Raw genomic sequence first — 22165 nt, forward strand, 5'->3', positions numbered from 1 at the left:
GTGGGCTTGGGTTGCTGGCCCGTTCACTCGGGATGGGGCATCCTGGGTTGGTTTTTCAACTTGTGACTTTCAAAGTGCGGTTGTTTGCTTCTAGCTTGCGGTTTGTGGCTGGACGCTTGCGGCCGACTTTTTGTGTTTCGTTTTTTCGGGAGAGTGTTTCATGAAACATCTGGACCAGTTCTATATTAACGGCGGTTGGGTGAAGCCCAGCGGCGACGCTAAGGCCCATGAGGTGATCAATCCGGCCACGGAGGCGTCCGAGGGGACGGTGTATCTGGCCGGTAAGGCGGATGTGGACGCGGCGATTCAGGCGGCGCGGGATGCGTTCGAGAGTTTCGCGGCGACGCCGTTGGAAGAGCGTCTGGCGATGCTTGAGAAGATCATGGGGATTTATCAGTCGCGTCTGGATGATATGGCGGAGGCGATCAGCCGGGAGATGGGCGCGCCCCGTCACGGTCTGGCGGCGAAGGTGCAGGCGCCGATGGGTCTGGGCCACGCCAAGGCGACGCTGGGCGCGGCGCGGGAGTTTCCGTTCGAGCAGAAGCTGGGCCGCGCCACCGTGCGCCGTGAGCCGGCGGGTGTGTGCGCGTTGATCACGCCGTGGAACTGGCCGATGAACCAGGTGATGTGCAAGGTGGCGCCGGCGATCGCGGCGGGCTGCACCATGGTGCTCAAGCCCAGTGAGTTCGCGCCGCTGTCCGCCCATGTGCTGGCCGAGATCATTGATGAAGCGGGCCTGCCCAAGGGCGTGTTCAATATGATTTACGGCGACGGCGCGGAAGTGGGCCCGATGCTCTCTTCCGACCCGCGCGTGGACGTGGTGTCGCTGACCGGTTCCACCCGTGCCGGGGCGTCGGTGAGCAAGGAAGCGGCGGATACCTTCAAGAAGGTGTCGCTGGAGCTGGGCGGCAAGTCCGCCAATATCATTCTGCCGGACGCGGATTTCGAGAAGGCGGTGAAGCACGGTGTGGCGTCGATGATGAACAACACCGGGCAGAGCTGTAACGCGCCGTCGCGGATGCTGGTGCCGGCGGACAAGCTGGCCGAGGCCGAGGCGATCGCCGCCAAGGTGTGCGAGAGCCTGAAGGTCGGCGACCCGGCGGATAAGGACACGGTGATCGGCCCGATCGCCAACGAGCGACAGTTCAAGCGCGTGCAGTCGATGATCGAGAAGGGTCAGGCGGAAGGCGCCAAGCTGGTGTGCGGCGGTACCGGCAAGCCGGAAGGTCTGGAAACCGGTTTCTATGCGCGGCCGACGGTGTTCAGCGAGGTGAACAACCAGATGCTGATCGCCCGCGAGGAGATCTTCGGGCCGGTGCTGGTGATGCTGCCCTATAAGGACGTGGACGACGCGGTGGCGATCGCCAACGATTCGGACTACGGCCTGTCCGGCTATGTGTACGGCGCCAGCGAAGAGGACGCCGCCAAGGTGGCCGCCCGTTTGCGGACCGGTATGGTGCATCTGAACGGTGCGCAGCTGGATCCGCCGGCGCCCTTCGGCGGCTACAAGCACTCCGGTGTGGGCCGCGAGTGGGGCGTTTACGGCCTCGAGGAATTCCTCGAAGTGAAGTCCGTCTTCTACAGCGCCTGAAGCTGACCGCTTGTAGGAGCTTGCCTTGCAAGCGAAAGGCCGGCTTTGCCGGCCGGCAGGATTCCAGAGACGCTGTTGGTGCTGCCGTCAGAAATCCCTCTGGAATCCTGCCGGGAGCTTCGCTCCCTTTCGCGGGCTGGGCCCGCTCCCACAAGGCCCGCTCGCAAAAGTCCGGTTCTAAACGCCGCCCTGGACGTCGTCGTTGAGGGGCGGGAGCGGTGTGTAGTCGCCGGGCTCGCCGGTTTTGCCGGCGGTGACGGCGGCCATGACTTCTTCGCTGTGCAGCATGCCGGCGTTCCAGGTGACCACGTAATCCAGGCTGTCGGCGGTGTTGTGGTCGCGGGCGTAGGTGATCATGCGCTTGCAGCCGTGTACCGCCAGCGGTGATTTGCCGGCGATCTCCTTCGCCATTTCCAGGGCCCGTTCCAGGGTCGCTTCCTTGCTGTCCAGCACTTCGTTGAAGAGGCCGCGACGCTCGCCTTCCTCGGCGCCCATGCGCCGGCCGGTGTAGGCCAGTTCGCGGACGATGCCCTCGGGGAGCAGTTTGCAGAGCCGCGGGAAGGTGCCGACGTCGGCGGTGAGGCCCACGTTGATTTCGTAGACGGTGAGGTAGGCGTCGCGGCTGGCGTAGCGCAGGTCGCAGGCGCTGATCAGGTCTACGCCGCCGCCGATGCAGCCGCCGTGGAGCGCGGCGATCACCGGTACGCGGCAGTCTTCCAGGGCGCTGAAGGTCTGCTGCATGAGCGCGGTGTTGTGGCGGAAGCGCGCCGCTTTCTGCACCCGGGCGGTGACGTCGGCCGGGTCCGGCGGGGTGCCGAACATGCCCAGGTCGAGGCCGGCGGTGAAGTGCTTGCCGTTGGCGTCGATGACGATGGCACGAATGTCACCGCCGGCGTCCAGCGCCCGCACCGCCGCCGGCAGCTCGTTCCAGAAGCCCGCGTTCATGGCGTTGAGGCGGTCCGGCCGGTCGAGCGTGATGCGGGCGATATGGCCCTCGGTGGAGACGGTGAGTGTTTTATAACTCATGACGGTTCCTCATGATTGTCAGCGGCAGGCACCTTGTGCGAGCGGGCCTTGCCCGCGAAAGGGTGGCTCTAGCCACCCGGCAGGATTCCAGAGACGTTGTTGGTGCTTTGGTCAGACCTCTCTGGGATCCCGCCGGCAAGCTTTGCTTGCCTTTCGCGGGCAGGGCCCGCTCCCACAGCCTGCTTCTCAACTCTTCTCGTTGAACATGGCGATGCGGCCGCCGTCGACGACCAGGTCGTGGCTGTTGATGAAGCTGCCTTCGTCGCTGGCCAGGAAGACGGCGGCGAAGGCGATGTCGTCCGCCAGGCCGGCGCGGGGCAGCGGCGTGGCTTTGGCGAGATTGGCTTCGAGCTTTTCCATCTTGCGCTGGTTTTCTTCGTCGCTGAGCGTCTGGGCGCGCTGGGAGCCGCCCCAGAAGATCGGCGTGGCGACGGCGCCGGGGGAGATGGCGTTGACGCGGATGTTGTGCTGGCCCAGGTCGGCGCCGGCCAGGCGGGTCATGTGGGCGACGGCGGCCTTGGCGCCGGAGTACAGGTAGCCGCCCTGGTTGAGGCGGTGGCCGGCGATGCTGGCGTTGTTGATGATGCTGCCGCCGCCGCTATCCTTCATGACGCGGGCGGCGTGCTTGATGCCGAACGCCGGGGCGCCCACCAGCAGGCGCATGATGCGCGCGAATTCGTCTTCGTCGAAGCTGTCCACGGTGGTGCGATCGCCGGCGCCGGCGTTATTGAACAGGCAGTCCAGGCGGCCGAATTTTTCCACGGTGAAATCCACCAGGGCGGCGATGTCGTCCTCGCTCATGATGTCGGTGCGCTTGAACACGGCGCGCTCGCCGAGCTCTTTCGCCAGCGCTTCGCCCTTCTCTTCGGAGCGGCCCGCCAGCACCACGGTGGCGCCCTCTTCGATGAAGCGCCGGGCGGTGGCTTCGCCGATGCCGCTGGTGGCGCCGGTTATCACGGTTATTTTATTTGCCAAACGATTTGCCATGGTTGTTCTCCTTAAACTGGGCACCCTGAGGGAGCTTGCCTTGTGGGAGCGGGCCCCGCCCGCGAAAGGGAGCGAAGCTCCCGGCAGGATGCCAGAGAGATCTTTGACGGCAGCACCATCAGCGTCTCTGGGATCCTGCCGGCCGGCAAAGCCGGCCTTTCGCTTGCAAGCAAGCTCCCACAAGGGGTTGTCTTAAAAGGCCGAGACGCCGCCGTCGACCGCGATGGCCTGGCCGTTCATGTAGGTGTTGGCCGGTGACAGGAGCATCAGCATAACGGCGACGATCTCCTCCGGTTCGCCGATGCGTTTCATCGGGCTGCCGGCGGCCATCATCGCCAGAGTCTGATCCGCTTCGCCACCGGCGGCCAGCCCTTCGCTGCCTTCCAGCATGGGCGTGCGGGTGTAGTAGGGGCAGATGGCGTTGACGCGGATGTTTTTGCGGCCGCTTTCCACGGCGGCGGTGCGGGTGAGACCGATCACCGCGTGCTTGGAGGCGGCGTAGGCGCCGATCTTGGGCCCGCCGCCGATGCCGGCCATGGAGCTGGTGTTGACGATGGCACCGCCACCGCTGGCTTTCATGGCTGGGATCTGGTGCTTCATGCCGAACATCACGCCTTTGACGTTGACGTTCATCTGCTGGTCCAGCAGCTCGCCGGTGAGCTCGTGGATGGGAATGAAGCCGTGGGCGATGCCGGCGTTGTTCACCGCCATGTCGAGACGGCCGAACTGTTCCACTGCGGTGTCCACCATGGCTTTGCAGTCCGCCTCGGAGGAGACGTCGCAGCGGCGCGCCAGGGCGGTGACGCCCTGCCCTTCCAGGTCGGCGGCCAGCTTATCCAGGGCGTCCATGTTGATGTCGCCCAGCACCAGCCGCGCACCGCGTTTGCCGAGCTCGGCGGCGAGCAACTTGCCGAAGCCGCTGGCGGCGCCGGTGATCAGGGCCACCTTGCCGGTGAAATCCAGCATCGGATCCATAACAACCTCCAGGCGGTTTAGATGGTGAAACCACCGTCGACGACGACACACTCACCGGTGACGTAGCTGGACGCGTCGGACACCAGGTAAAGCACGGTGCCGGCCATTTCCTTGGGTTCCGCGTGGCGGTGCATGGGAATCTGGGCGATGGCGCTTTTATAGATTTCTTCCTGCTGGAACAGCGCGCCGGCGAACTTGGTCTTGGTGAGGCCGGGCAGCAGCGCGTTGACGCGCACGTTGAACTCGGCGCATTCCATGGCGAAGGATTTGGTCATGCTGATCACGGCCGCCTTGGAGATCGAGTAGATGCCCTGCATGTTGCCCGGCGACAGACCGTTGATGGAGGCGGTGTTGACGATGGCGCCGCCACCGTTTTCCTTCATCAGTTTGGCGCCTTCCACGGACATGTAGAAGTAGCCGCGCAGGTTCACGTCCACGGTCTTGTCGAACGCGGAGACCGGGGTATCCAGGATGTGGCCGAAGTACGGGTTGGCGGCGGCGTTGTTGACCAGGATGTCGAGCTTGCCGTGGGTGTCCTTGATGTGGCCGAACACCGCTTCGATCTGCGCCATTTCACCGATGTGGCAGGCGAAGGCTTCGGCGGAACCGCCGTCGGCCTTGATGGCGTCGGCGACGGTCTGGCAGTCGTCGATTTTGCGGCTGGAAACGATCACGTGGGCGCCCTGGTCGGCGAGCAGCTTGGCGATTTCTTCGCCGATGCCACGGCTGGCGCCGGTGACCAGGGCGATCTTGCCGTTCAGATCAAACAATTTGGTGCTCATTCTTTCTCTCCCGAATCAATTGTGTTGTGGGAGCGGGCGGGGCCCGCTCCCACAATTAAGTGTTTCTAAGCCCCTTCGCGGACGATCTGCATCGCCATGGAGGCAAGCGGTTCCACCACCTGGGCGGCCCAGCCGGCTTTTTTGCTGGAGGCGTTGCCTTCCTGGGCGCGCTTGGCGACACCCTGAGCGATGGCCGCCAGGCGGAAAAAACTGAACGCCAGATAGAATTCCCAGTGGTCGATATGATCGATGCCACGGCGTTGGCAATAGGCTTGGACGTATTCCTGCTCGGTGGGAATGCCCAGTGATTTGCGGTCCTTGCCCTGCAGGCCGGACAGGTTGCCGCCCTCCTGGGGCATGCGCAGCTGCATGCACTGATAGGCGAGGTCCGCGAGCGGGTGGCCGAGGGTGGACAGCTCCCAGTCGAGCACCGCGATCACGCGGGGTTCGGTGGGGTGCCACATCATGTTGTCGAGGCGGTAGTCGCCGTGCACCAGGGACACCTGGCCGTCGTCGGCGGGCTGGTTGTTCTCCAGCCACGCCATCAGATCTTCCATGGCCTGGATGTGGTTGATCTCGGAGGCGCGGTACTGCTTGGACCAGCGGCCCATCTGACGCTCGAAGTAGTTGCCCGGCTTGCCGTAATCGGCGAGGCCCACCGCGTCCACGTCCACGCCGTGCAGCGCCGCCAGCACCCGGTTCATCTCATCATACATGGCGGTGCGCTGGGCGTTGTCCACTTCCGGAATCGCCGCGTCCCAGAAAATCCGGCCCTGGCAGAATTCCATGATGTAGAACATGGAGCCGACCACGTCGCGGTCCTCGCACAGGTGGTACATGCGCGGCACCGGCACGTCGGTGTTCTGGAGGGCATTCATGACCCGGAATTCCCGGTCCACGGCGTGGGCGGACTTGAGCAGCTTGCCCGGCGGCTGACGGCGCAGCACGTACTCGCCGGAGGCGGCCTTGATGTGGAAGGTGGGGTTGGACTGACCGCCTTCGAATTTATCGGCGGTGATCGGGCCTTTGAAGCCGGCGACGTTCGCTTCCAGATAGGCCGCGAGGCGCTCGGTATCCAGGGTATCCACCTGGGACATGTCTACCTCCTTAAAAATTGACGACGCTCAAAAGCGACAAAGCAGCCATGGCCGTTGGGGCCACCCCCAAAAACCATGGCTGCGCTCAGTCAACTATTAACTGTTAACTCTTCACTGTTAACTATCAGTTAGCTGTTCTCACTGTATTTCTTGGCCAGGTTACGACCCAGCTGCATCATATGCACCTGATCCGGCCCGTCCGCCAGGCGCAGGGTGCGGGCGTAGGCGAAGAAGCCGGCCAGCGGGGTGTCCTGGCTGAGGCCCACGGCGCCGTGGATCTGCATGGCGCGGTCGACCACGTTGAGCGCCATATTGGGCGCCACGATCTTGATCATGGCAATCAGTTCCTTGGCTTCCTTGTTGCCGTAGCGGTCCATGGTGTCGGCCGCTTTCAGGGTCATCAGCCGGGCCTGCTCGATTTCACAGGCGCTCTTGGCGATGTCTTCGCGGCAGGAGCCGTGCTTGATCATCGGCTGGCCGAACACCACGCGCTCGTTGGCGCGCTTGCACATCAGCTCGAGGGCGCGCTGGGCGGCGCCGATCAGACGCATGCAGTGGTGAATGCGGCCGGGGCCGAGGCGACCCTGGGCGATTTCAAAGCCGCGGCCCTCGCCGAGGATGATGTTTTCCTTGGGCACGCGCACGTTTTCGAAGATCACTTCGGCGTGGCCTTCCGGCGCGTCCACGGAGCCGAGCACCATCATCGGACGTTTGACGTTAACACCCGGGGTGTTCATCGGCACCAGAATCTGCGACTGCTGCTGGTGGCGGTTGGGGTTGTCCGGGTCGGTCTTGCCCATCACGATCATGATTTCGCAGGATTCGCGCATCGCGCCGCTGATGTAGAACTTGCGGCCGTTGATGACGTAATCGTCGCCGTCACGGGTGATGGAGGTTTCGATGTTGGTGGCGTCGGAGGACGCCACTTCCGGCTCGGTCATCGCGAACGCGGAGCGGATCTTGCCTTCCATCAGCGGTTCGAGCCACTGCTTCTTCTGGGCTTCGTTGCCGTACTTGGCGAGCACTTCCATGTTGCCGGTGTCCGGCGCGGAGCAGTTGAAGCACTCGGAGGCGATGTGGTGGCGGCCCATCTGTTCCGCCAGCGAGGCGTATTCCAGGTTGGTCAGGCCCGGGCTCAGCTCGCCGTGTTCCTTGGGCAGGAACAGGTTCCACAGGCCCTTGGCTTTCGCCTTGGCTTTGAGCTCGTCCAGGATCGGCGGCGTCTTCCAGGGGTTCTGCTCGAGCTGCTCGTGGTAGGTGTGCTCGGCGGGCACCACTTCGTTATCGATGAAGGTGCGTACCTGGTTGATCAGGTCCTGGGTCTTTTCTGAATGTTCGAAATCCATGTTGCTCTCCTCTTGAATAAGGCGGCCGTTATGACCCGGCCTCTTTGATCCGTTCTAGCTGTAAGTAATGGCGTCGCCGCGGTCTTCCCGGTCCAAATGCGGAACCTGGTTAAAAATGGAAAGGCGGTACACGTTCTTGTTGAAGAAACCCTGGGTTACCCCGGTGTTGCGAATCTGCAGGTTGAGCTCCACCACGGCGTCGTCGGCGGTGTTGAGCATGTGCCGCATCCACATGGCGATGGCGCCGCCGGAGCTGACCACCAGCACCCGGTCGCGGTCGGCGTACTGTTCCTGGATGTGCGCCATGGCGCCGGCCACCCGGTCGCAGAAACCCTGCCAGCTTTCCGGCAGGTTGCCCTCCAGACGGCCGGCCTGCCAGCGCTGCATGGCTTTTTTCAGCACCCGGTAGAAGGCGGCCATGGAGGCGCCCTCCGGCGGCACTTCCTCGGGGTGGGCGCTCAGGTAGGCGTCGACAATGGAGTGGAAATCGAATTCGTTGAGCCCGGGCTGCAGGTCGGCGGCCAGACTGCTGCCGAGCCCTTCCTGGATGCCCTCGCCGGTTTCCACGTGGCGCACCAGGTCGCCGGTGACCAGCGCGTCGAAGGTCTCGCCACGGACACGGTAATACTCGCCAAGCCAGCGTGCCTGCTGGTGTCCCAGCTGGGAGAGCTTGTCGTAGTTGGCGGCGCCGAAGGACGCCTGGCCGTGACGGATAAGGTGGAACTGGGCCATGGTGTCGCCTGTGTGAGTTGCAATGAAGACAGCCTAGAACAGCCCGCTTAGTTAGTGAAATTGATATTTTGAATCCTGCCGAATAAATGCGGTGCATAGATCAGCGGTTGCCGTGGCGCTTGCTTTGCGAAATGGAATTCCGATATTTTGACTGGCTATTTGGCGAGAGACGGGAGAAGACCATGAGCGCCCTGGCACTGCAAAGCGGCTATGTCCGCGTTACCGAGCACGGCAAATTACTGGAAGTGACCCTGGACCGGGCCGACAAGCTCAACGCCCTGAGCGGCGAGATGTACCGGGATATCAGCCGCGCGGTGGACCACTACCGGGACCGGGACGACCTCACCGCCCTGCTGCTGGACGCCGAGGGCCGCGCCTTCACCGCCGGCAACGACATCGGCGACTTCCTGAACGCCGACCCGGAGTCGCGCAAGGACGGCAAGCAGAGCCCGGCGATGGATCTGGTGCACCGGCTGATCGAGCTGGACAAGCCGGTGATCGCGGCGGTGCACGGCAACGCCACCGGCATCGGCACCACCCTGCTGCTGCACTGCGATCTGGTGATCGCCGCGGACAGCGCCCGTTTCTACACCGCCTTCATCAACCTGGGCCTGGTGCCGGAAGCCGGCTCCAGCCTGATTCTGCCGGCCCTGCTGGGGCGCCAGAACGCCAACCGCCTGCTGCTCGCCGGCGACACCCTGACCGCCGACGAGGCGGAACGCATGGGTCTGGTGGCCTACCGGTGCGGCGACGACGAGCTGCGCGACAAGGCGCTGGAGCTGGGGGCGAAACTGGCCGCCAAGCCGCCGCAGGCGCTGCAGTACACCAAGCAGCTGACCCGCCACGGCGCCGACGCCATTCGCGAGCAGATCAAGAAGGAATCGGTGCTGTTCGCCGAGCGCATGTTCAGCGACGAAACCCGCGCCATCTTCGACAAGTTCCTGAACAAGAAATAGCGGCGCTCAGGCGACCAGGCCGCGCAGCGCCACGGTGACGACGCCGTCGATCAGCCGCTCGCGGCTGCCGGGGGCGTCGTCGTAGCGGGGGTGGTACCAGTTGATCACCGAGTTGAGCGCGCCGAGCACCGGCTTGATGGCGATGCGCGGTTCGGTGGCGTCGAGATCGCCCTCGTCGATGCCCTGGTTGAGCACCTTTAAAAACACCTGCTCGTAGCGGCGGCGCCGGTCCTGCAGCTGCATCAGCCGCTGGCGCTGGGCTTCGGTGGTACTCACCCGCAGGTGCATCTGCACGCCCTCCACCACGGCGCGCTGGTAGTGCTGGGTCTCGATCAGGGTTTCCACGTGACGGCGGGCCATGCCGTGCAGCCGTTCCAGGGCCGGGGCGCGGCGCCGCACTTCCGGGTCCACCGCCTGCACCAGGGCGTCCATGGCGCGCTGGTGGATCTCGAAGAACAGGTCCGATTTGGAATCGAAGTAGTGATAGACCATGCCCTTGGTGGCACCCAGCCGGCGGGCGATGTCGTCGATGCTGGTGGCCTTGAAGCCGTGCTCCATAAAGCAGCGCGCCGAGGCGTCCAGGATGGTGTCCCTGGGGCTGTGCTCCAGGTCGGCGGAAAGGGGGGCCATGGTCGGTGCCGCGGAAACAGACATGAAATCATCCTGACGAATTTTCCCGAAAGCACAATAGTGCCACTTATTTCACAGTGGACCATTGACCCTTTTCACCGCCGCGCTGGTCACTGATGACACAACTGCCGCTAACCATGCCGTTTTTGACCCTGGACGCCCTGGAACGGGGCCAACATACTTCGGTCACACTCAAATAAATGAAAAGCAATTTCATAACAGCTTCCCAAGCGCCCCGCCGCCCCCGGCGGTCGGCCGCCCAGGGAGGCGCTCGAGGAGGAGAGCGATGTCGGATCTCGAACAGTTCCGCACGGAAACCCGGGCCTGGCTGGAGGCGAACTGCCCCGAGGAAATGCGCCAGCCCCTGAAGAGCCAGGCGGACCACTGCTGGGGCGGCCGTAAATGGCAGTTCCAGTCGGAAGCGCAGAAAGTGTGGATGGAGCGCATGGCCGACAAGGGCTGGACCGCGCCGCAGTGGCCCAAGGAATACGGCGGCGGCGGCCTGAGCCCGGAAGAGGCGGAGGTGCTGGCCGAAGAAATGCAGCGCATCAACGCGCGCACGCCGGTGAGCAACTTCGGTTTCTGGATGCTGGGCCCGGCGCTGCTGAAATTCGGCAGCGAGGAACTCAAGCAACAGCATCTGCCGCCGATCTGCCGGGGCGAGATCCGCTGGTGCCAGGGCTACTCCGAGCCCAACGCCGGCTCCGACCTGGCCAGCCTGCAGACCCGCGCCGAAGACAAGGGCGACCACTTCCTGGTCAACGGCCAGAAAATCTGGACCTCCTACGCGGACAAAGCGGACTGGATTTTCTGTCTGGTGCGCACCGACCCCAACGCCACCAAACACAACGGCATTTCCTTCGCCCTGTTCGATATGGAAAGCGAAGGCGTCAGCACCCGCCCGATCGAGCTGATCTCCGGCGAGTCACCGTTCTGCGAAACCTTCTTCGACGACGTTAAGGTCGGCAAGGACCAGATCGTCGGCGAGCTTAACCGTGGCTGGGACGTGGCCAAGTACCTGCTCACCCACGAGCGCAACAACATCGGCGGCGAACCGCCGGGCTTCCTGAAGGGCCGCGCCCTGGGCCCGCTGGCCGCCGAGCACGTTGGCACCGAGCACGGCAAGCTGGCGGACACCGCCCTGCGCGCCGACATCGCGCGGCTGGAAATCGACCAGATGGCGTTCCAGGCGCTGGTGGGCAAGATCCGCGAAGAAGCGGAAGCCGGCCAGGGCGTGGGCGCCCAGTCCGCGGTGCTCAAGTACTACGGCACCGAGCTCAACAAGCGCCGCTACGAAGTGATGATGGACGCCCTCGGCGCCGAAGGCCTGGAGTGGGAAAGCGAGCGCACCATGGGCGGTCTATACGCCCGCGAGTGGCTCCGTTCCAAGGGCAATTCCATCGAAGGCGGCACCTCCGAGGTGATGCTGGGGATTGTTTCCAAACGCCTGCTGGGCCTGCCGGACGCATAAGGAGTCGACGCTGATGAAACTTAACGACGAACAACAGATGTTGCAGGATTCCGTGGCGCGGCTGATGGCCGATAAGGGCCCGGTATCCCACCTGCGCGAACTGCGCGACCGTAACGACGAGAAGGGCTACGACGAGCCGCTGTGGCACGCCATGGTGGAGTCCGGCCTGACCGGCATCCTGGTGCCCGAGGAGCACGGCGGCATCGGCTTCGGCCTGGTGGGCGCCGGCCTGGTGGCCCGTGAGATCGGCCGTAACCTGTCGGTGACCCCGTTCTTGTCCACTGCGGTGTTGGGCGCCACCGCCCTGGCCACCGGCGGCAGCGCCGAGCAGCAGCAGAAGTGGCTGCCGGCGATCGCCGAGGGCAGCGTGATCACCGCCCTGGCGGTGGACGACGGCGCCAAGCACCGTCCGGAAGCGATCAAGACCGAAGCCAAGGCGGCCGGTGACGGCGTCACCCTGAGCGGCGGCAAACTGCTGGTGCTGGACGCCCACGTGGCGGACCTGCTGCTGGTGGCGGCCCGCCAGGGCGAGAGCACCGCGCTGTTCCTGGTCGACCCCAAGGCCGAGGGCGTGAGCATCGAGCGCAACCGCATGGTGGATGACCGCAACGCCGCCCGGGTGACCCTGGATAACGTCGCCGCCGAACCGATGGCGGACGGCGCCGCCGCCCTCGCCGCCGCCCTGCGCGCCGGCCGCGCGGTGCTGGCCGCGGAACTGTCCGGCCTGGCCCGGGAAGCGTTCGAGCGCACCCTGCAGTACCTCAAGGAGCGCAAGCAGTTCGGCCGCCTGATCGGCACCTTCCAGGCGCTGCAGCACCGCGCCGCGCTGCTGATGGGCGAAGTGTCCATGAGCGACGCCCTGGCGATGCAGGCGCTGGACGCCTGCGACCGCAACGCCGACGACGCCGAGGTTCAGGTGCTGGCCGCCAAGGCCAAGGCCGCCCGGGTGGCGCTGCTGGCCGGCCAGGAAGCGGTGCAGATGCACGGCGGCATCGGCATGACCGATGAATTCGACATCGGCTTTTTCCTCAAGCGCGCCCGCGCCGGCGGTGAAACGCTGGGCGACGCCAACTACTGCGCGGACCGTTTCGCTGCTCTGCGCGATTACTGAGAGGGAGATTTTATAATGTCCAATAACAAGCTCAGCGTGGACGAACTGAAAGCCAAGGTGGACCAGGATCTGGGCACGTCCCGCTGGTTCCCGGTGACCCAGGAACGCATCGATCAGTTCGCCGATCTCACCGAGGACCCGCAATGGATTCACATCGATCCGGAGCGGGCCGCCAAGGAAACCCCGTTCGGCGGCACCATCGCCCACGGTTTCCTGAGCCTGTCGCTGCTCTCCGCCATGGCCATGGACGTGGTCCCCGGCGTGCAGGGCACGGTGATGGGCATCAATTACGGCTTCGACAAGGTGCGCTTCCTGAACCCGGTGCGCTCCGGCTCCCAGGTGCGCGGCCACTTCAAGCTGGCCGGCGTGGAGCCGCGTGGCGACAATCAGTTGCTGATCCGTTATGCCATTTCGGTGGAAATCGACGGCGTCGACAAGCCGGCCATCGCCTGTGAATGGCTGAGCCTGATTGTTCTGGGATAAACCGAGCTCGAAGCTCCCCGAAGGAGAAAAGCATGAGTATTAATTTCGAGGGCCGGGTGGCGATCGTCACCGGCGCCGCCAACGGCCTGGGTAAGTCCCACGCGCTGTCGCTGGCCAAATTGGGCGCCAAGGTGGTGGTCAATGATTTCGGCGGCGCCCGCGACGGCACCGGCGGTTCCAGCGAAGCGGCGGAGAAAGTGGTCGCCGAGATCAAGGCCGCCGGCGGTGAAGCGATCGCCAACGGCGCCGACGTGTCCAGCGAGGAACAGGTCGGCGCCATGGTCCAGCAGACCCTGGACCAGTGGGGCCGTATCGACATCCTGGTGAACAACGCCGGCATCCTGCGCGACAAGAGCTTCGCCAAGATGGAGATGTCGGACTGGGACAAAGTGGTGGCGGTGCATCTGACCGGCTCCGCGATCTGCACCCGGGCAGTGTGGCCGGTAATGCGCGAGCAGAAGTACGGCCGCGTGATCATGACCACCTCCACCTCCGGGCTGTACGGCAACTTCGGCCAGGCCAACTACGGCGCCGCCAAAATGGGCGTGGCCGGCCTGATGAATACCCTCTGCCTGGAAGGCGAGAAGTACGACATCAAGGTAAACTGTGTGGCGCCCACCGCGGCCACGCGTATGACCGAAGACCTGATGCCCAAGGAAGTGCTGGCCCTGCTGGAGCCGGAAGCGATCACCCCGGCGGTGTTGTTCCTGGCCAGCGACCAGGCGCCCAACCAGCGCATCGTGCTGGCCGGCGCCGGCTGCTACGCCATGGTGCGGCTGATGGAAAGCGACGGCATCTACCTGAACGAGGAAGAGCGCACGCCGGACGCCATCGCGGCTCAGTTCGAGCAGCTCGGCGACATGGGTAACGCCCGTGAAATGACCAACGGCGGCGAGCACGTCACCAAGATTCTGACCAAGGCCGCGCAGGCCAAAGGCATCAAACTTACTTAAAGAGGTTCATCATGAGAGAAGCAGTCATCGTTTCCACCGCCCGTACTCCCATCGGCAAGGCCTACCGGGGCGCGTTCAACGACACCCAGGCCCAGGCGCTGGGCGGTCACGTGATCAAGCACGCCGTGGAGCGCGCCAAGATCGATCCGGAGAGCATCCAGGACGTGATCATGGGCGCCGCCCTGCAGCAGGGCTCCACCAGCGGCAACGTGGCCCGTCAGGCCGCCCTGCGCGGTGGCCTGCCCACCTCCGTGGCCGGCATGACCATTGACCGTCAGTGCGCGTCCGGCCTGATGGCCATCGCCACCGCCGCCAAGGAAATCGTGGTCGACAATATGGACGTGGCCGTCGCCGGCGGCCTGGAGTCCATCTCCCTGGTGCAGAACGACAAGATGAACACCTTCCGCGCCCGTGATCCGTGGCTCAAGGAACACCGTCCGGACATCTACATGAGCATGCTGGAAACCGCTGAAGTGGTCGCCGACCGCTACAACGTGTCCCGCGATGCCCAGGACGAGTACGCGTTCCAGTCGCAGATGCGCACCGCCAAGGCTCAGCAGGAAGGCAAGTTCGACGACGAGATCGTGCCCCTGACCACCAACATGAAGGTGATGAACAAAGAGACCAAGGAAATTTCCGACAAGGAAGTGACCCTGGCCAAGGACGAGGGCAACCGCCCCGAGACCACCCTGGAAGGCCTGCAGAGCCTGAAGCCGGTGTTCAAGGACGGCCTCAACATTCAGGAAGGCAAGTTCATCACCGCCGGTAACGCCTCCCAGCTGTCCGACGGCGCCAGCGCCTGCGTGCTGATGGAAGCCAAGGAAGCCGAGCGTCTCGGCCTGCAGCCCCTGGGCGCCTACCGCGGCATGGCCGTGGCCGGCTGTGACCCGGACGAAATGGGCATCGGCCCGGTGTTCGCGGTGCCGAAGCTGCTCAAGCGTTTCGGTCTGACCATCGACGACATCGGCCTGTGGGAACTGAACGAAGCATTCGCCAGCCAGTGCCTGTACAGCCGTGACAAGCTGGGCATCGACCCGGACAAGTACAACGTCAACGGCGGCGCTATCTCCATCGGCCACCCGTACGGCATGTCCGGTGCGCGCATGACCGGTCACGCGCTGATCGAAGGCAAGCGCCGCGGCGTCAAGTACGTGGTGGTGACCATGTGCGTGGGCGGTGGCATCGGTGCCGCCGGGCTGTTCGAAGTATTCTGAACCGCCACCAGGCAGCACGCATAAAAAAGCCCGGCTTCGAGCCGGGCTTTTTTTTATGCGCCTTATTGTGCGAGCCGGCGATCAGCCCTGCTTCGGACGGCGCATCTTGCAGGTGGTGGGCAGGCTCACTTCGTCGCGGCTGATTTCCGCGATCTTGTGGAAGTTGAAATCGGTGCCTTCGGCGCCGTATTCCATATCGTCCTTGAGCACGGAGATGAACAGCGGCAGCTGCATCTGGTGGTCGGACTTGCGCATCACTACTTCACCGGTGGTGGTCTCGATGCTCAGGTCTTCCATCGCGAAGGCGACTTTCACCGGATCGGTGCTGTCCGCTTTCTCGGCGGCGGCGTCGATCATGTAGAGCATGGTGGTCAGACGCAGCCAGTAGTAGTCCCAGCCGGTGTCTTCGTACATGGCGACCTGCTGCTCGGCCATTTCCGGCTTGTCGAAATCACCGTAGTACTCGTTGACCTGGTAGATACGGTCCACGCCGGCTTCGCCGACCTGGGTGACCACGCCGGCCATGGCGCCGTAGTAGGTCAGGAACGGCATATCCAGGCCGTAATCGGCGGCCGCTTTCACCAGCAGAGTGATGTCCTGGCCCCAGTTACCGGTGATCACGGCGTCCGCTTCGGACGACTGAATCTTGGACACGTAGGGGGTGAAGTCCTTCACCTTGGCGAGCGGATGGAAATCCTGGCCGACGATCTCAATGTCCGGACGTTTTTCCTTGAGCATCTTGGTGGCGGCTTCCGCGACCGCGCGGCCGAAGCTGTAGTCCTGATTGATCAGGTAGACTTTCTTGATGTCGTCACGGCCTTCGATCCAGCTGGTCATGGCGTTCATCTTCATGTCCACGTGGGCGTCGAAGCGGAAGTGCCAGAACGAACAGCGCTCGTTGGTGAAGGCCGGGTCCACCGCCGCCATGTTCAGGTAGAGCACCTCGTCACCGGGGTTGCGCTGGTTGTGCTTGTTGACCGCGGCGAGCAGCGCGGAACCCACGGAAGAGCCCATGCCCTGGGTCACGTAGCGGATGCCGTCGTCGATCGCCTTCTGCAGCTGCACCAGGCTCTCTTGCGGATTGACCTTGTTGTCGAGGCCGACGATTTCCAGTTTGTCGCCGTTGATGCCGCCGTTCTCGTTGATTTTCTCGGCATGGAATTTGAGATGATCGAGCGCGGATTGCCCGGCGGCGGCCATCGGACCGGTGAGCGGGTCGATCAGCGCGATGCGAACGGTATCCGCGCTGGCGGTGCCCACCAGCAGGACGGTCGCGGCGACCATCGAAAGCAGGGGTTTCAACATGAAAGCTCTCCTCGTTGTTGTTCTGTCACCGGTATTACCGGCTGTTCGTTGTCATTATTGCCGCGTTAACTGTCGGGCCAGTGTCGGCGGCTGAGTGGTGCTCGGACGTGAAGAACCATTACGCTGTCTTCACTTTTGATTTTTAGGAATTTTCAGTATGAGCGGACGATGTTTCGACTGTCCAGTCGACATTTGTAACCTCTATAAATATAGGCGCCGCGGCATTTATTAATAATAGTACTAAGGTCGTAATTTTATTATTTTCAACACCGTTGAATGTGCAAAAAAAAGCCCGCCGAAGCGGGCCAGCCCATTGACGATGGAACACAAACAAAATCGAATCAGACTTCCAGCCACTCGCGGCGAATCGCTTCGTCGGCGCGCAGTTCCTGCGGCGTGCCTTCAAACACGATCTGACCGTGGCCCATGACCAGCACGCGGTGGGAAATATCCATGGCGATGGAGAGCTTCTGCTCCACCAGCAGAATGGACACACCGGCTTTGGCGATCTCGGAGATCAGGTCACCGATCTGCTTGACGATCAACGGCGCCAGACCTTCGGTGGGCTCGTCGATCATGATCAGCTCCGGATCCCCCATCAGGGTGCGGCTGATGGTGAGCATCTGCTTTTCACCGCCGGACAGCACGCCCGCCGGGGCGTCCGCGCGCTGCGCCAGGTTGGGGAACATCTCGAGCATCTGCTCGGCGCGCCATTTGCCCGGCTTGCGCGGGTTCTTGACCCCCAGCTCCAGGTTCTGGCGCACCGTCAGGGTCGGGAAGATATCCCGGTTCTCGGGCACGTAGCCCAGGCCCAGACGGGAGATTTTATGGTTGGGCAGACCGGCGATTTCATTGCCGCGGAAGCGGATGGAACCGTGCGGCGGCACTTCCCCCATGATCGATTTCACGGTGGTGGAGCGCCCTACCCCGTTGCGTCCCAACAGCGATACCACCTCGCCTTCCTCAAGCGTGAAATTAACGCCGTGAAGGATGTGGCTTTTGCCGTAATACGCGTTCAGATCCCGGACTTCGAGCATCATGCGGCCTCCTCGCCCAGATACGCCTCTTTGACGCGCGGGTCGTTGCGGATTTCTTCCGGTGTACCGGTGGCGACGATCTTGCCGTACACCAGCACCGAAATGCGGTCGGCCAGTTCGAACACCACGCCCATGTCGTGCTCGACGATCATCAGGGTGCGGCCCTGGGCCACCTGACGGATCAGGCTGATCGCCTGGGCGGTTTCGGTGTTGCTCATGCCGGCGGTGGGTTCGTCGAGAATCACCACCTCGGCGCCGCAGGCGATGGTCATGCCGATCTCCAACGCGCGCTGGCTGGCATAGGGCAATGCCCCGGCCGGCACATCACGCAGCGCCTGCAGGCCGATCATCTCCAGCACTTCCTCGGCGCGCTCGTTGGCGGCCTTGATCTTGCTGGCCGGACGCCAGAACACATAGCCGGAGCCGGCGGTCTTGAAGCAGGCGCAGCGCAGGTTCTCGAACACGGAGAGATTGACGAACACGTTGCTGACCTGGAAAGACCGGGACAGGCCGCGCTGCTGAATCTTCTCCGGCGTGAGGCCGTCAATGCGCTCGCCGTTCAGCCGGATCTCGCCGCCAGTGGGGGCGAAGGCGCCGGAGAGCAGATTGAAGAAGGTGGATTTGCCGGCCCCGTTGGGGCCGATCACGGCGTGTACCTCGCCTTTTTCCACTTCCAGGTCGACCCCGCAGATCACCTCGGCGAGGCCGAAGTTCTTGGTCAGGTTTTTAATAGACAAGGCGCTCATGCGTTGTCCTCCCGAAACTTTTTAGTCACGCGCATTACCGCCACACCGGCACCGAACAGGATCAATGCCCAGACCCAGCTCATCACGGATTCGGCGACGAAGTTGAGGCCGAAGAACTGGGCGAACTCGTCATCGCCGTGGCGCCACTGGAACAGCAGCTCGATCAGCAGGACCAGGCCCAGGCTGATCAACACCACCGCCACCGCGCCGGTCAGCCAACCGGGCAGACGTTTGCCCAGAGTGCCTTCGCGGGCGGCCACGCGGACATGCTCGATGCCGCCGCCAAGACCGCGCGGGGCGAACATCACGATCGCCAGGAACACCAGACCCACATAGAGGATCGAGGCTTCGGTGTAATCGCTGAGCATGGAGTTCATCAGCGACACCACGATGGCGCCGACGATCGGGCCGTAGAACACGCCCAGCCCGCCGACGGCGGCCATCAGCAGCGCCAGGCCGGACGGAATCAGACCGAGCGATTCCGGAGTGATGATCTCGTAGTTGACCGCCGCCATGCCGCCGGCGAGACCGCCGAAGGAACCGGAGGCGATAAAGATCATGAAGCGGATGTTGCGCGGCGGGTAACCGATGAACTGCAAGCGGTCCGCGTTATCACGCACGGCGTTGGACATGCGGCCCAGCGGCGTGCGGGTGAAGGCCCACATGGCGAACACCGCCAGGAAGGTCCAGAACGCCATGAACCAGTACACGTCGGCGGCCTGGGCCAGCTCGAGACCGAACCACTGCGGGCCGACCATGCGGTTGCCGTAGATACCGGCTTCACCGCCGAACACGGACGGGAACATCTGGCCGGCGGCGGCCACCATTTCGCCCAGACCCAGGGTGATCATAGCGAAGGCGGTGCCGGCGCGGCGGCAGAACGGCCAACCGATGACCAGCGCCACCAGGCCGCCGGCGATCATGCCCACCAGCGGCATGCTGACCACCGGGATGTGCGCCCAGAAGCCTTCGCCGGCGTAGGACGCCTCGTCGATGGCGTTCATGGCGTGCATGGCCGCGTAACTGCCGAGGCCGAAGAACACCGCGTGGCCGAAGGACAGCATGCCCCCCTGGCCGAGCAGCATGTTGTAGGACAGGGCGAACACGATGTTCACGGCGATCACGTTCATCAGCGTGAAGGCGGTGCCGCTATCGAGAACGAAGGGCAGAATCAGGAGCACGGCCGCGCTGATCAACCAGGGCGATAGAGCGCGCCAGGAGAAACGATTCTGCCGCGGTGCGACTGCGGTAATGTCGTTCATGGCTCAAGCTCTCCCATCAGGCCACGGGGGCGGAATATCAGGATCAGCACCAGCAGAATAAACGGCGTCATCGGCGCCAGGCTGGCCAGGGTGATCCCGGTCACCTCACCGTAGGGATCCACGTTCATGCCGAAAGCGTTAAGAATGTCGGCGATGGAGGCGTCGATGGCGACGAAGAACGTCTGGATCAGGCCGATCAGCAGGGAGGCGTAGAAAGCGCCGATCAGCGACCCCATGCCGCCGACCACCACCACCACGAACACGATCGGGCCCAGCGTCACCGCCATGCCCGGCTCGGTGGCCAGCAGCGGGCCGCCGATCACACCGGCGAGACCGGCCAGCGCACAACCGAAACCGAACACGCCCATGAACAGACGCGGCACGTTGTGGCCCAGGTGGCCGACCATGTTGCCGTGGGTCAGCGCGGCGCGAATCATCATGCCGACGCGGGTTTTCTTGAGCAGGAACCAGAGGGCGATAAACATGAACACGGCGATCAGAATCACCACGCCGCGGAAAATCGAATAGTCGGTGCCGAACAGGGTGAACAGCGGCTCGCGCATGTAGTCGGGCTCGCGGTAGGAGACCGCCACGGTACCCCAGATCAACTGCACCAGTTCGTCAATCACATAGGCCAGGCCGAAGGTGAACAGCAGTTCGGCCACGTGGCCGTTTTCGTGGACACGGCGCAGGCCGAATTTTTCCACCATGGCGCCGAGGCCACCGACCAGAATCGGGGCGAGCAGCAGAGCCGGCCAGAAGCCGATCTCCATGCCCATGGTGTAAGCGAAATAGGCACCCAGCATGTAGAAGCTGGCATGGGCAAAGTTCAACACACCCATCATCGAGAAGATGAGGGTAAGACCACTGGACAGCATGAACAGCAAAAGGCCGTATAAAATACCGTTCAGCGTCGAAAAAATAACAATTTCGAGCATGACGAGGCTCCCGGAACAGCGGCTCGCGCCGCTGTTCCTACTACTTAGTCACTGGAGTTACAGAATGGCGCCGTTTATTTGGGGCGACGCATCCGGCAGGTGGTGGGCAGGCTCACGGCTTCCCGGTCGATACGCGCCACCTTCTTGAAGTTGAAGTCGGTGCCTTCCGCGCCGTACTCCATGTCGTCCTTCATCACGGAGATGAACATAGGCAACTGGATCTGGTGATCCTCGGCACGCATGACCACTTCACCGGTGGTGGTTTCGAGCTTCATGCCTTCCATCGCTTTGGCGACATCAACCGGATCGGTGCTCTTGGCCTGGTCGGCGGACTTCTTGAGCATGTCGAGCATGGTGCTCAGACGCAGGTAGTAGAAGTCCCACTCGGCCTGTTCGTAGAGCTCGGTCTGACGCTTGGCCATCTCCGGGTCCTCGAACTCACCGTAGTACTCGTTGATCTGGTAGATACGATCCACGCCCTTGTCGCCCAGCTGGGTGACCACGCCGGAGCTGGCGCCGTAGTAGGTGAAGAACGGGGCTTCCAGACCGAACTCGGCGGCCGCTTTCACCAGCAGGGTGATGTCCTGGCCCCAGTTACCGGTGATCACCGCGTCGGCGCCGGAGGACTGGATCTTGGACACGTACGGGGTGAAGTCCTTCACTTTCGCCAGCGGGTGGAAATCGTTACCCACGATCTCGATGTCCGGACGCTTCTCTTTCAGCATTTCCCGGGCCGCTTTGGATACCGCCTGACCGAAGCTGTAGTCCTGGTTGATCAGGTACACCTTCTTGATGTCGTCGTTGGCGGCGATGTGGTCGGTCAACGCGTTCATTTTCATGTCGGCGTTGGCGTCGAACCGGAAGTGCCAGTAGGAACAACGCTCGTTGGTGAACGCGGGGTCCACGGCGGCGTAGTTCAGATACAGCACTTCTTCGCCGGGGTTGCGCTGGTTGTGCTTCTCAATGGCGGAGATCAACGCGGAGGCCACGGAAGAACCGTTGCCCTGGGTCACGTAGCGGACACCGTCATCGATCGCCTTCTGCAGCTGCACGAGGCTTTCCTGCGGGTTCACTTTGTTGTCCAGGCCGACGATTTCCAGGTCCTGGCCGTTAAGGCCGCCATTGGCGTTGATGCGCTTGGCTTCGTACTTGAGGTGCTCGAACGCGGGCTGACCGGCGGCGGCCATGGGCCCGGTAAGGGGATCGATCAGGGCGAGTTTCACTGTCTCGGCGCTGGCGGTACCTACCAGCAGCAGCGAGGCGGCGAGAAAGGTGAAAATGGGTTTCAACATGACGCTCTCCACGGTTGTTGTTTTTCTGCCGACTGCTCGGCATCTCGCTGTCGTACCCGGCAACACTGCCCGGTACGCAACAATCTTTTTTGTTTACTGTGCTTTTTTATGCATGTTCCCGGCGCCGTTTTTCGGTCCCATCAGCGCTCTTCTGGTGAACTACATACTTGGTAGTATGTGCGCACAAAAATATTTCTGTCCAGCCTGCTCATTTAACTTTTTCCGGTCTTC

21 protein-coding genes are annotated in these 22165 nt (G+C 63.3%); 7 read left to right on the top strand and 14 right to left on the bottom strand.

The genetic code is table 11. The features are described from left to right. Nucleotides 1-160 precede the first annotated feature (160 nt). Complete coding sequence (locus ACEQZD_RS02570) at nt 161-1591, top strand: aldehyde dehydrogenase family protein (protein ID WP_370183778.1); 1431 nt, start codon at nt 161-163, stop codon at nt 1589-1591. 177 nt (nt 1592-1768) lie between these two features. Here the strand turns inward: ACEQZD_RS02570 and ACEQZD_RS02575 are convergent, their stop codons facing one another. The 7 genes from ACEQZD_RS02575 to ACEQZD_RS02605 form a co-directional block, all read right to left on the bottom strand. Next, the gene (locus ACEQZD_RS02575) at nt 1769-2617 is read right to left on the bottom strand and encodes a crotonase/enoyl-CoA hydratase family protein (protein WP_370183779.1); all 849 of its coding nucleotides are present in this window, start codon (nt 2615-2617) and stop codon (nt 1769-1771) included. A gap of 186 nt (nt 2618-2803) precedes the next feature. Further along, complete coding sequence (locus ACEQZD_RS02580) at nt 2804-3604, bottom strand: glucose 1-dehydrogenase (protein ID WP_335628700.1); 801 nt, start codon at nt 3602-3604, stop codon at nt 2804-2806. Nucleotides 3605-3796: 192 nt separating this feature from the next. Beyond that, on the bottom strand, nt 3797-4579 hold the full coding sequence (locus ACEQZD_RS02585) for an SDR family NAD(P)-dependent oxidoreductase (protein ID WP_370183781.1): 783 nt from the start codon (nt 4577-4579) through the stop codon (nt 3797-3799). Between the two features lie 17 nt (nt 4580-4596). Beyond that, nucleotides 4597-5361 (bottom strand): SDR family oxidoreductase, encoded by a 765-nt coding sequence (locus ACEQZD_RS02590; RefSeq protein WP_335628701.1) that lies wholly within the window; start codon nt 5359-5361, stop codon nt 4597-4599. A gap of 65 nt (nt 5362-5426) precedes the next feature. Beyond that, complete coding sequence (locus ACEQZD_RS02595; RefSeq protein ID WP_370183784.1) at nt 5427-6458, bottom strand: phosphotransferase; 1032 nt, start codon at nt 6456-6458, stop codon at nt 5427-5429. Nucleotides 6459-6586: 128 nt separating this feature from the next. Further along, on the bottom strand, nt 6587-7804 hold the full coding sequence (locus ACEQZD_RS02600; RefSeq protein ID WP_335628703.1) for an acyl-CoA dehydrogenase family protein: 1218 nt from the start codon (nt 7802-7804) through the stop codon (nt 6587-6589). Between the two features lie 54 nt (nt 7805-7858). After that, nucleotides 7859-8536, bottom strand: coding sequence for a histidine phosphatase family protein (locus ACEQZD_RS02605; protein ID WP_335628704.1), 678 nt, complete (start codon nt 8534-8536; stop codon nt 7859-7861). Between the two features lie 182 nt (nt 8537-8718). Here ACEQZD_RS02605 and ACEQZD_RS02610 point away from each other — a divergent pair, with 182 nt between their 5' ends. Further along, nucleotides 8719-9492, top strand: coding sequence for an enoyl-CoA hydratase/isomerase family protein (locus ACEQZD_RS02610; RefSeq protein WP_067611184.1), 774 nt, complete (start codon nt 8719-8721; stop codon nt 9490-9492). A gap of 6 nt (nt 9493-9498) precedes the next feature. Here the strand turns inward: ACEQZD_RS02610 and ACEQZD_RS02615 are convergent, their stop codons facing one another. Further along, nucleotides 9499-10146 (bottom strand): TetR/AcrR family transcriptional regulator, encoded by a 648-nt coding sequence (locus tag ACEQZD_RS02615; RefSeq protein ID WP_335628706.1) that lies wholly within the window; start codon nt 10144-10146, stop codon nt 9499-9501. Between the two features lie 262 nt (nt 10147-10408). On the opposite strand from ACEQZD_RS02615, the gene ACEQZD_RS02620 reads away from it, so the two are divergent. From ACEQZD_RS02620 to ACEQZD_RS02640, 5 genes are read left to right on the top strand one after another with little or no spacing between them, the layout of a single operon-like run. Then, a complete protein-coding gene (locus ACEQZD_RS02620; RefSeq protein ID WP_335628707.1) occupies nt 10409-11593 on the top strand; it encodes an acyl-CoA dehydrogenase family protein in 1185 nt (394 codons plus the stop codon). A 13-nt stretch (nt 11594-11606) separates the two neighbouring features. Beyond that, on the top strand, nt 11607-12704 hold the full coding sequence (locus ACEQZD_RS02625; RefSeq protein WP_370183789.1) for an acyl-CoA dehydrogenase family protein: 1098 nt from the start codon (nt 11607-11609) through the stop codon (nt 12702-12704). Nucleotides 12705-12719: 15 nt separating this feature from the next. Beyond that, nucleotides 12720-13187, top strand: coding sequence for a MaoC family dehydratase (locus ACEQZD_RS02630; RefSeq protein ID WP_194856374.1), 468 nt, complete (start codon nt 12720-12722; stop codon nt 13185-13187). Between the two features lie 32 nt (nt 13188-13219). Beyond that, complete coding sequence (locus tag ACEQZD_RS02635; protein WP_370183791.1) at nt 13220-14140, top strand: SDR family oxidoreductase; 921 nt, start codon at nt 13220-13222, stop codon at nt 14138-14140. Nucleotides 14141-14151: 11 nt separating this feature from the next. After that, a complete protein-coding gene (locus ACEQZD_RS02640; protein ID WP_142950069.1) occupies nt 14152-15354 on the top strand; it encodes an acetyl-CoA C-acyltransferase in 1203 nt (400 codons plus the stop codon). 81 nt (nt 15355-15435) lie between these two features. Here ACEQZD_RS02640 and ACEQZD_RS02645 read toward each other — a convergent pair whose 3' ends face one another. The 6 genes from ACEQZD_RS02645 to ACEQZD_RS02670 all read right to left on the bottom strand — a co-directional run bounded on the left by ACEQZD_RS02645 (nt 15436) and on the right by ACEQZD_RS02670 (nt 21934). After that, entirely contained in the window at nt 15436-16659 is a 1224-nt protein-coding gene (locus ACEQZD_RS02645; RefSeq protein WP_370183794.1) for a branched-chain amino acid ABC transporter substrate-binding protein, read from the bottom strand. A gap of 341 nt (nt 16660-17000) precedes the next feature. After that, complete coding sequence (locus tag ACEQZD_RS02650; RefSeq protein WP_228548094.1) at nt 17001-17699, bottom strand: ABC transporter ATP-binding protein; 699 nt, start codon at nt 17697-17699, stop codon at nt 17001-17003. Further along, nucleotides 17696-18442 (bottom strand): ABC transporter ATP-binding protein, encoded by a 747-nt coding sequence (locus tag ACEQZD_RS02655; protein ID WP_370183797.1) that lies wholly within the window; start codon nt 18440-18442, stop codon nt 17696-17698. The genes ACEQZD_RS02650 and ACEQZD_RS02655 overlap by 4 nt, the downstream gene beginning before the upstream one ends. Beyond that, on the bottom strand, nt 18439-19704 hold the full coding sequence (locus ACEQZD_RS02660; RefSeq protein WP_194856369.1) for a branched-chain amino acid ABC transporter permease: 1266 nt from the start codon (nt 19702-19704) through the stop codon (nt 18439-18441). Before ACEQZD_RS02660 ends, ACEQZD_RS02655 begins: the two co-directional genes overlap by 4 nt. Beyond that, nucleotides 19701-20642 (bottom strand): branched-chain amino acid ABC transporter permease, encoded by a 942-nt coding sequence (locus ACEQZD_RS02665; protein ID WP_142950066.1) that lies wholly within the window; start codon nt 20640-20642, stop codon nt 19701-19703. Before ACEQZD_RS02665 ends, ACEQZD_RS02660 begins: the two co-directional genes overlap by 4 nt. Before the next feature lie 74 nt (nt 20643-20716). Beyond that, nucleotides 20717-21934, bottom strand: coding sequence for a branched-chain amino acid ABC transporter substrate-binding protein (locus ACEQZD_RS02670; RefSeq protein ID WP_370183799.1), 1218 nt, complete (start codon nt 21932-21934; stop codon nt 20717-20719). Nucleotides 21935-22165 lie beyond the last annotated feature (231 nt).

This window comes from Alloalcanivorax sp. (assembly GCF_964221125.1).
GTDB lineage: Bacteria > Pseudomonadota > Gammaproteobacteria > Pseudomonadales > Alcanivoracaceae > Alloalcanivorax > Alloalcanivorax venustensis.

Coding starts and splice junctions, on each gene's coding strand:
- ACEQZD_RS02620 (WP_335628707.1), top strand. CDS start 10,409: ATGTCGGATCTCGAACAGTTCCGCACGGAAACCCGGGCCTGGCTGGAG.
- ACEQZD_RS02670 (WP_370183799.1), bottom strand. CDS start 21,934: ATGTTGAAACCCATTTTCACCTTTCTCGCCGCCTCGCTGCTGCTGGTA.
- ACEQZD_RS02650 (WP_228548094.1), bottom strand. CDS start 17,699: ATGATGCTCGAAGTCCGGGATCTGAACGCGTATTACGGCAAAAGCCAC.
- ACEQZD_RS02665 (WP_142950066.1), bottom strand. CDS start 20,642: ATGCTCGAAATTGTTATTTTTTCGACGCTGAACGGTATTTTATACGGC.
- ACEQZD_RS02575 (WP_370183779.1), bottom strand. CDS start 2,617: ATGAGTTATAAAACACTCACCGTCTCCACCGAGGGCCATATCGCCCGC.
- ACEQZD_RS02630 (WP_194856374.1), top strand. CDS start 12,720: ATGTCCAATAACAAGCTCAGCGTGGACGAACTGAAAGCCAAGGTGGAC.
- ACEQZD_RS02645 (WP_370183794.1), bottom strand. CDS start 16,659: ATGTTGAAACCCCTGCTTTCGATGGTCGCCGCGACCGTCCTGCTGGTG.
- ACEQZD_RS02605 (WP_335628704.1), bottom strand. CDS start 8,536: ATGGCCCAGTTCCACCTTATCCGTCACGGCCAGGCGTCCTTCGGCGCC.
- ACEQZD_RS02660 (WP_194856369.1), bottom strand. CDS start 19,704: ATGAACGACATTACCGCAGTCGCACCGCGGCAGAATCGTTTCTCCTGG.
- ACEQZD_RS02595 (WP_370183784.1), bottom strand. CDS start 6,458: ATGTCCCAGGTGGATACCCTGGATACCGAGCGCCTCGCGGCCTATCTG.
- ACEQZD_RS02635 (WP_370183791.1), top strand. CDS start 13,220: ATGAGTATTAATTTCGAGGGCCGGGTGGCGATCGTCACCGGCGCCGCC.
- ACEQZD_RS02580 (WP_335628700.1), bottom strand. CDS start 3,604: ATGGCAAATCGTTTGGCAAATAAAATAACCGTGATAACCGGCGCCACC.
- ACEQZD_RS02615 (WP_335628706.1), bottom strand. CDS start 10,146: ATGTCTGTTTCCGCGGCACCGACCATGGCCCCCCTTTCCGCCGACCTG.
- ACEQZD_RS02585 (WP_370183781.1), bottom strand. CDS start 4,579: ATGGATCCGATGCTGGATTTCACCGGCAAGGTGGCCCTGATCACCGGC.
- ACEQZD_RS02640 (WP_142950069.1), top strand. CDS start 14,152: ATGAGAGAAGCAGTCATCGTTTCCACCGCCCGTACTCCCATCGGCAAG.
- ACEQZD_RS02570 (WP_370183778.1), top strand. CDS start 161: ATGAAACATCTGGACCAGTTCTATATTAACGGCGGTTGGGTGAAGCCC.
- ACEQZD_RS02600 (WP_335628703.1), bottom strand. CDS start 7,804: ATGGATTTCGAACATTCAGAAAAGACCCAGGACCTGATCAACCAGGTA.
- ACEQZD_RS02625 (WP_370183789.1), top strand. CDS start 11,607: ATGAAACTTAACGACGAACAACAGATGTTGCAGGATTCCGTGGCGCGG.
- ACEQZD_RS02590 (WP_335628701.1), bottom strand. CDS start 5,361: ATGAGCACCAAATTGTTTGATCTGAACGGCAAGATCGCCCTGGTCACC.
- ACEQZD_RS02655 (WP_370183797.1), bottom strand. CDS start 18,442: ATGAGCGCCTTGTCTATTAAAAACCTGACCAAGAACTTCGGCCTCGCC.
- ACEQZD_RS02610 (WP_067611184.1), top strand. CDS start 8,719: ATGAGCGCCCTGGCACTGCAAAGCGGCTATGTCCGCGTTACCGAGCAC.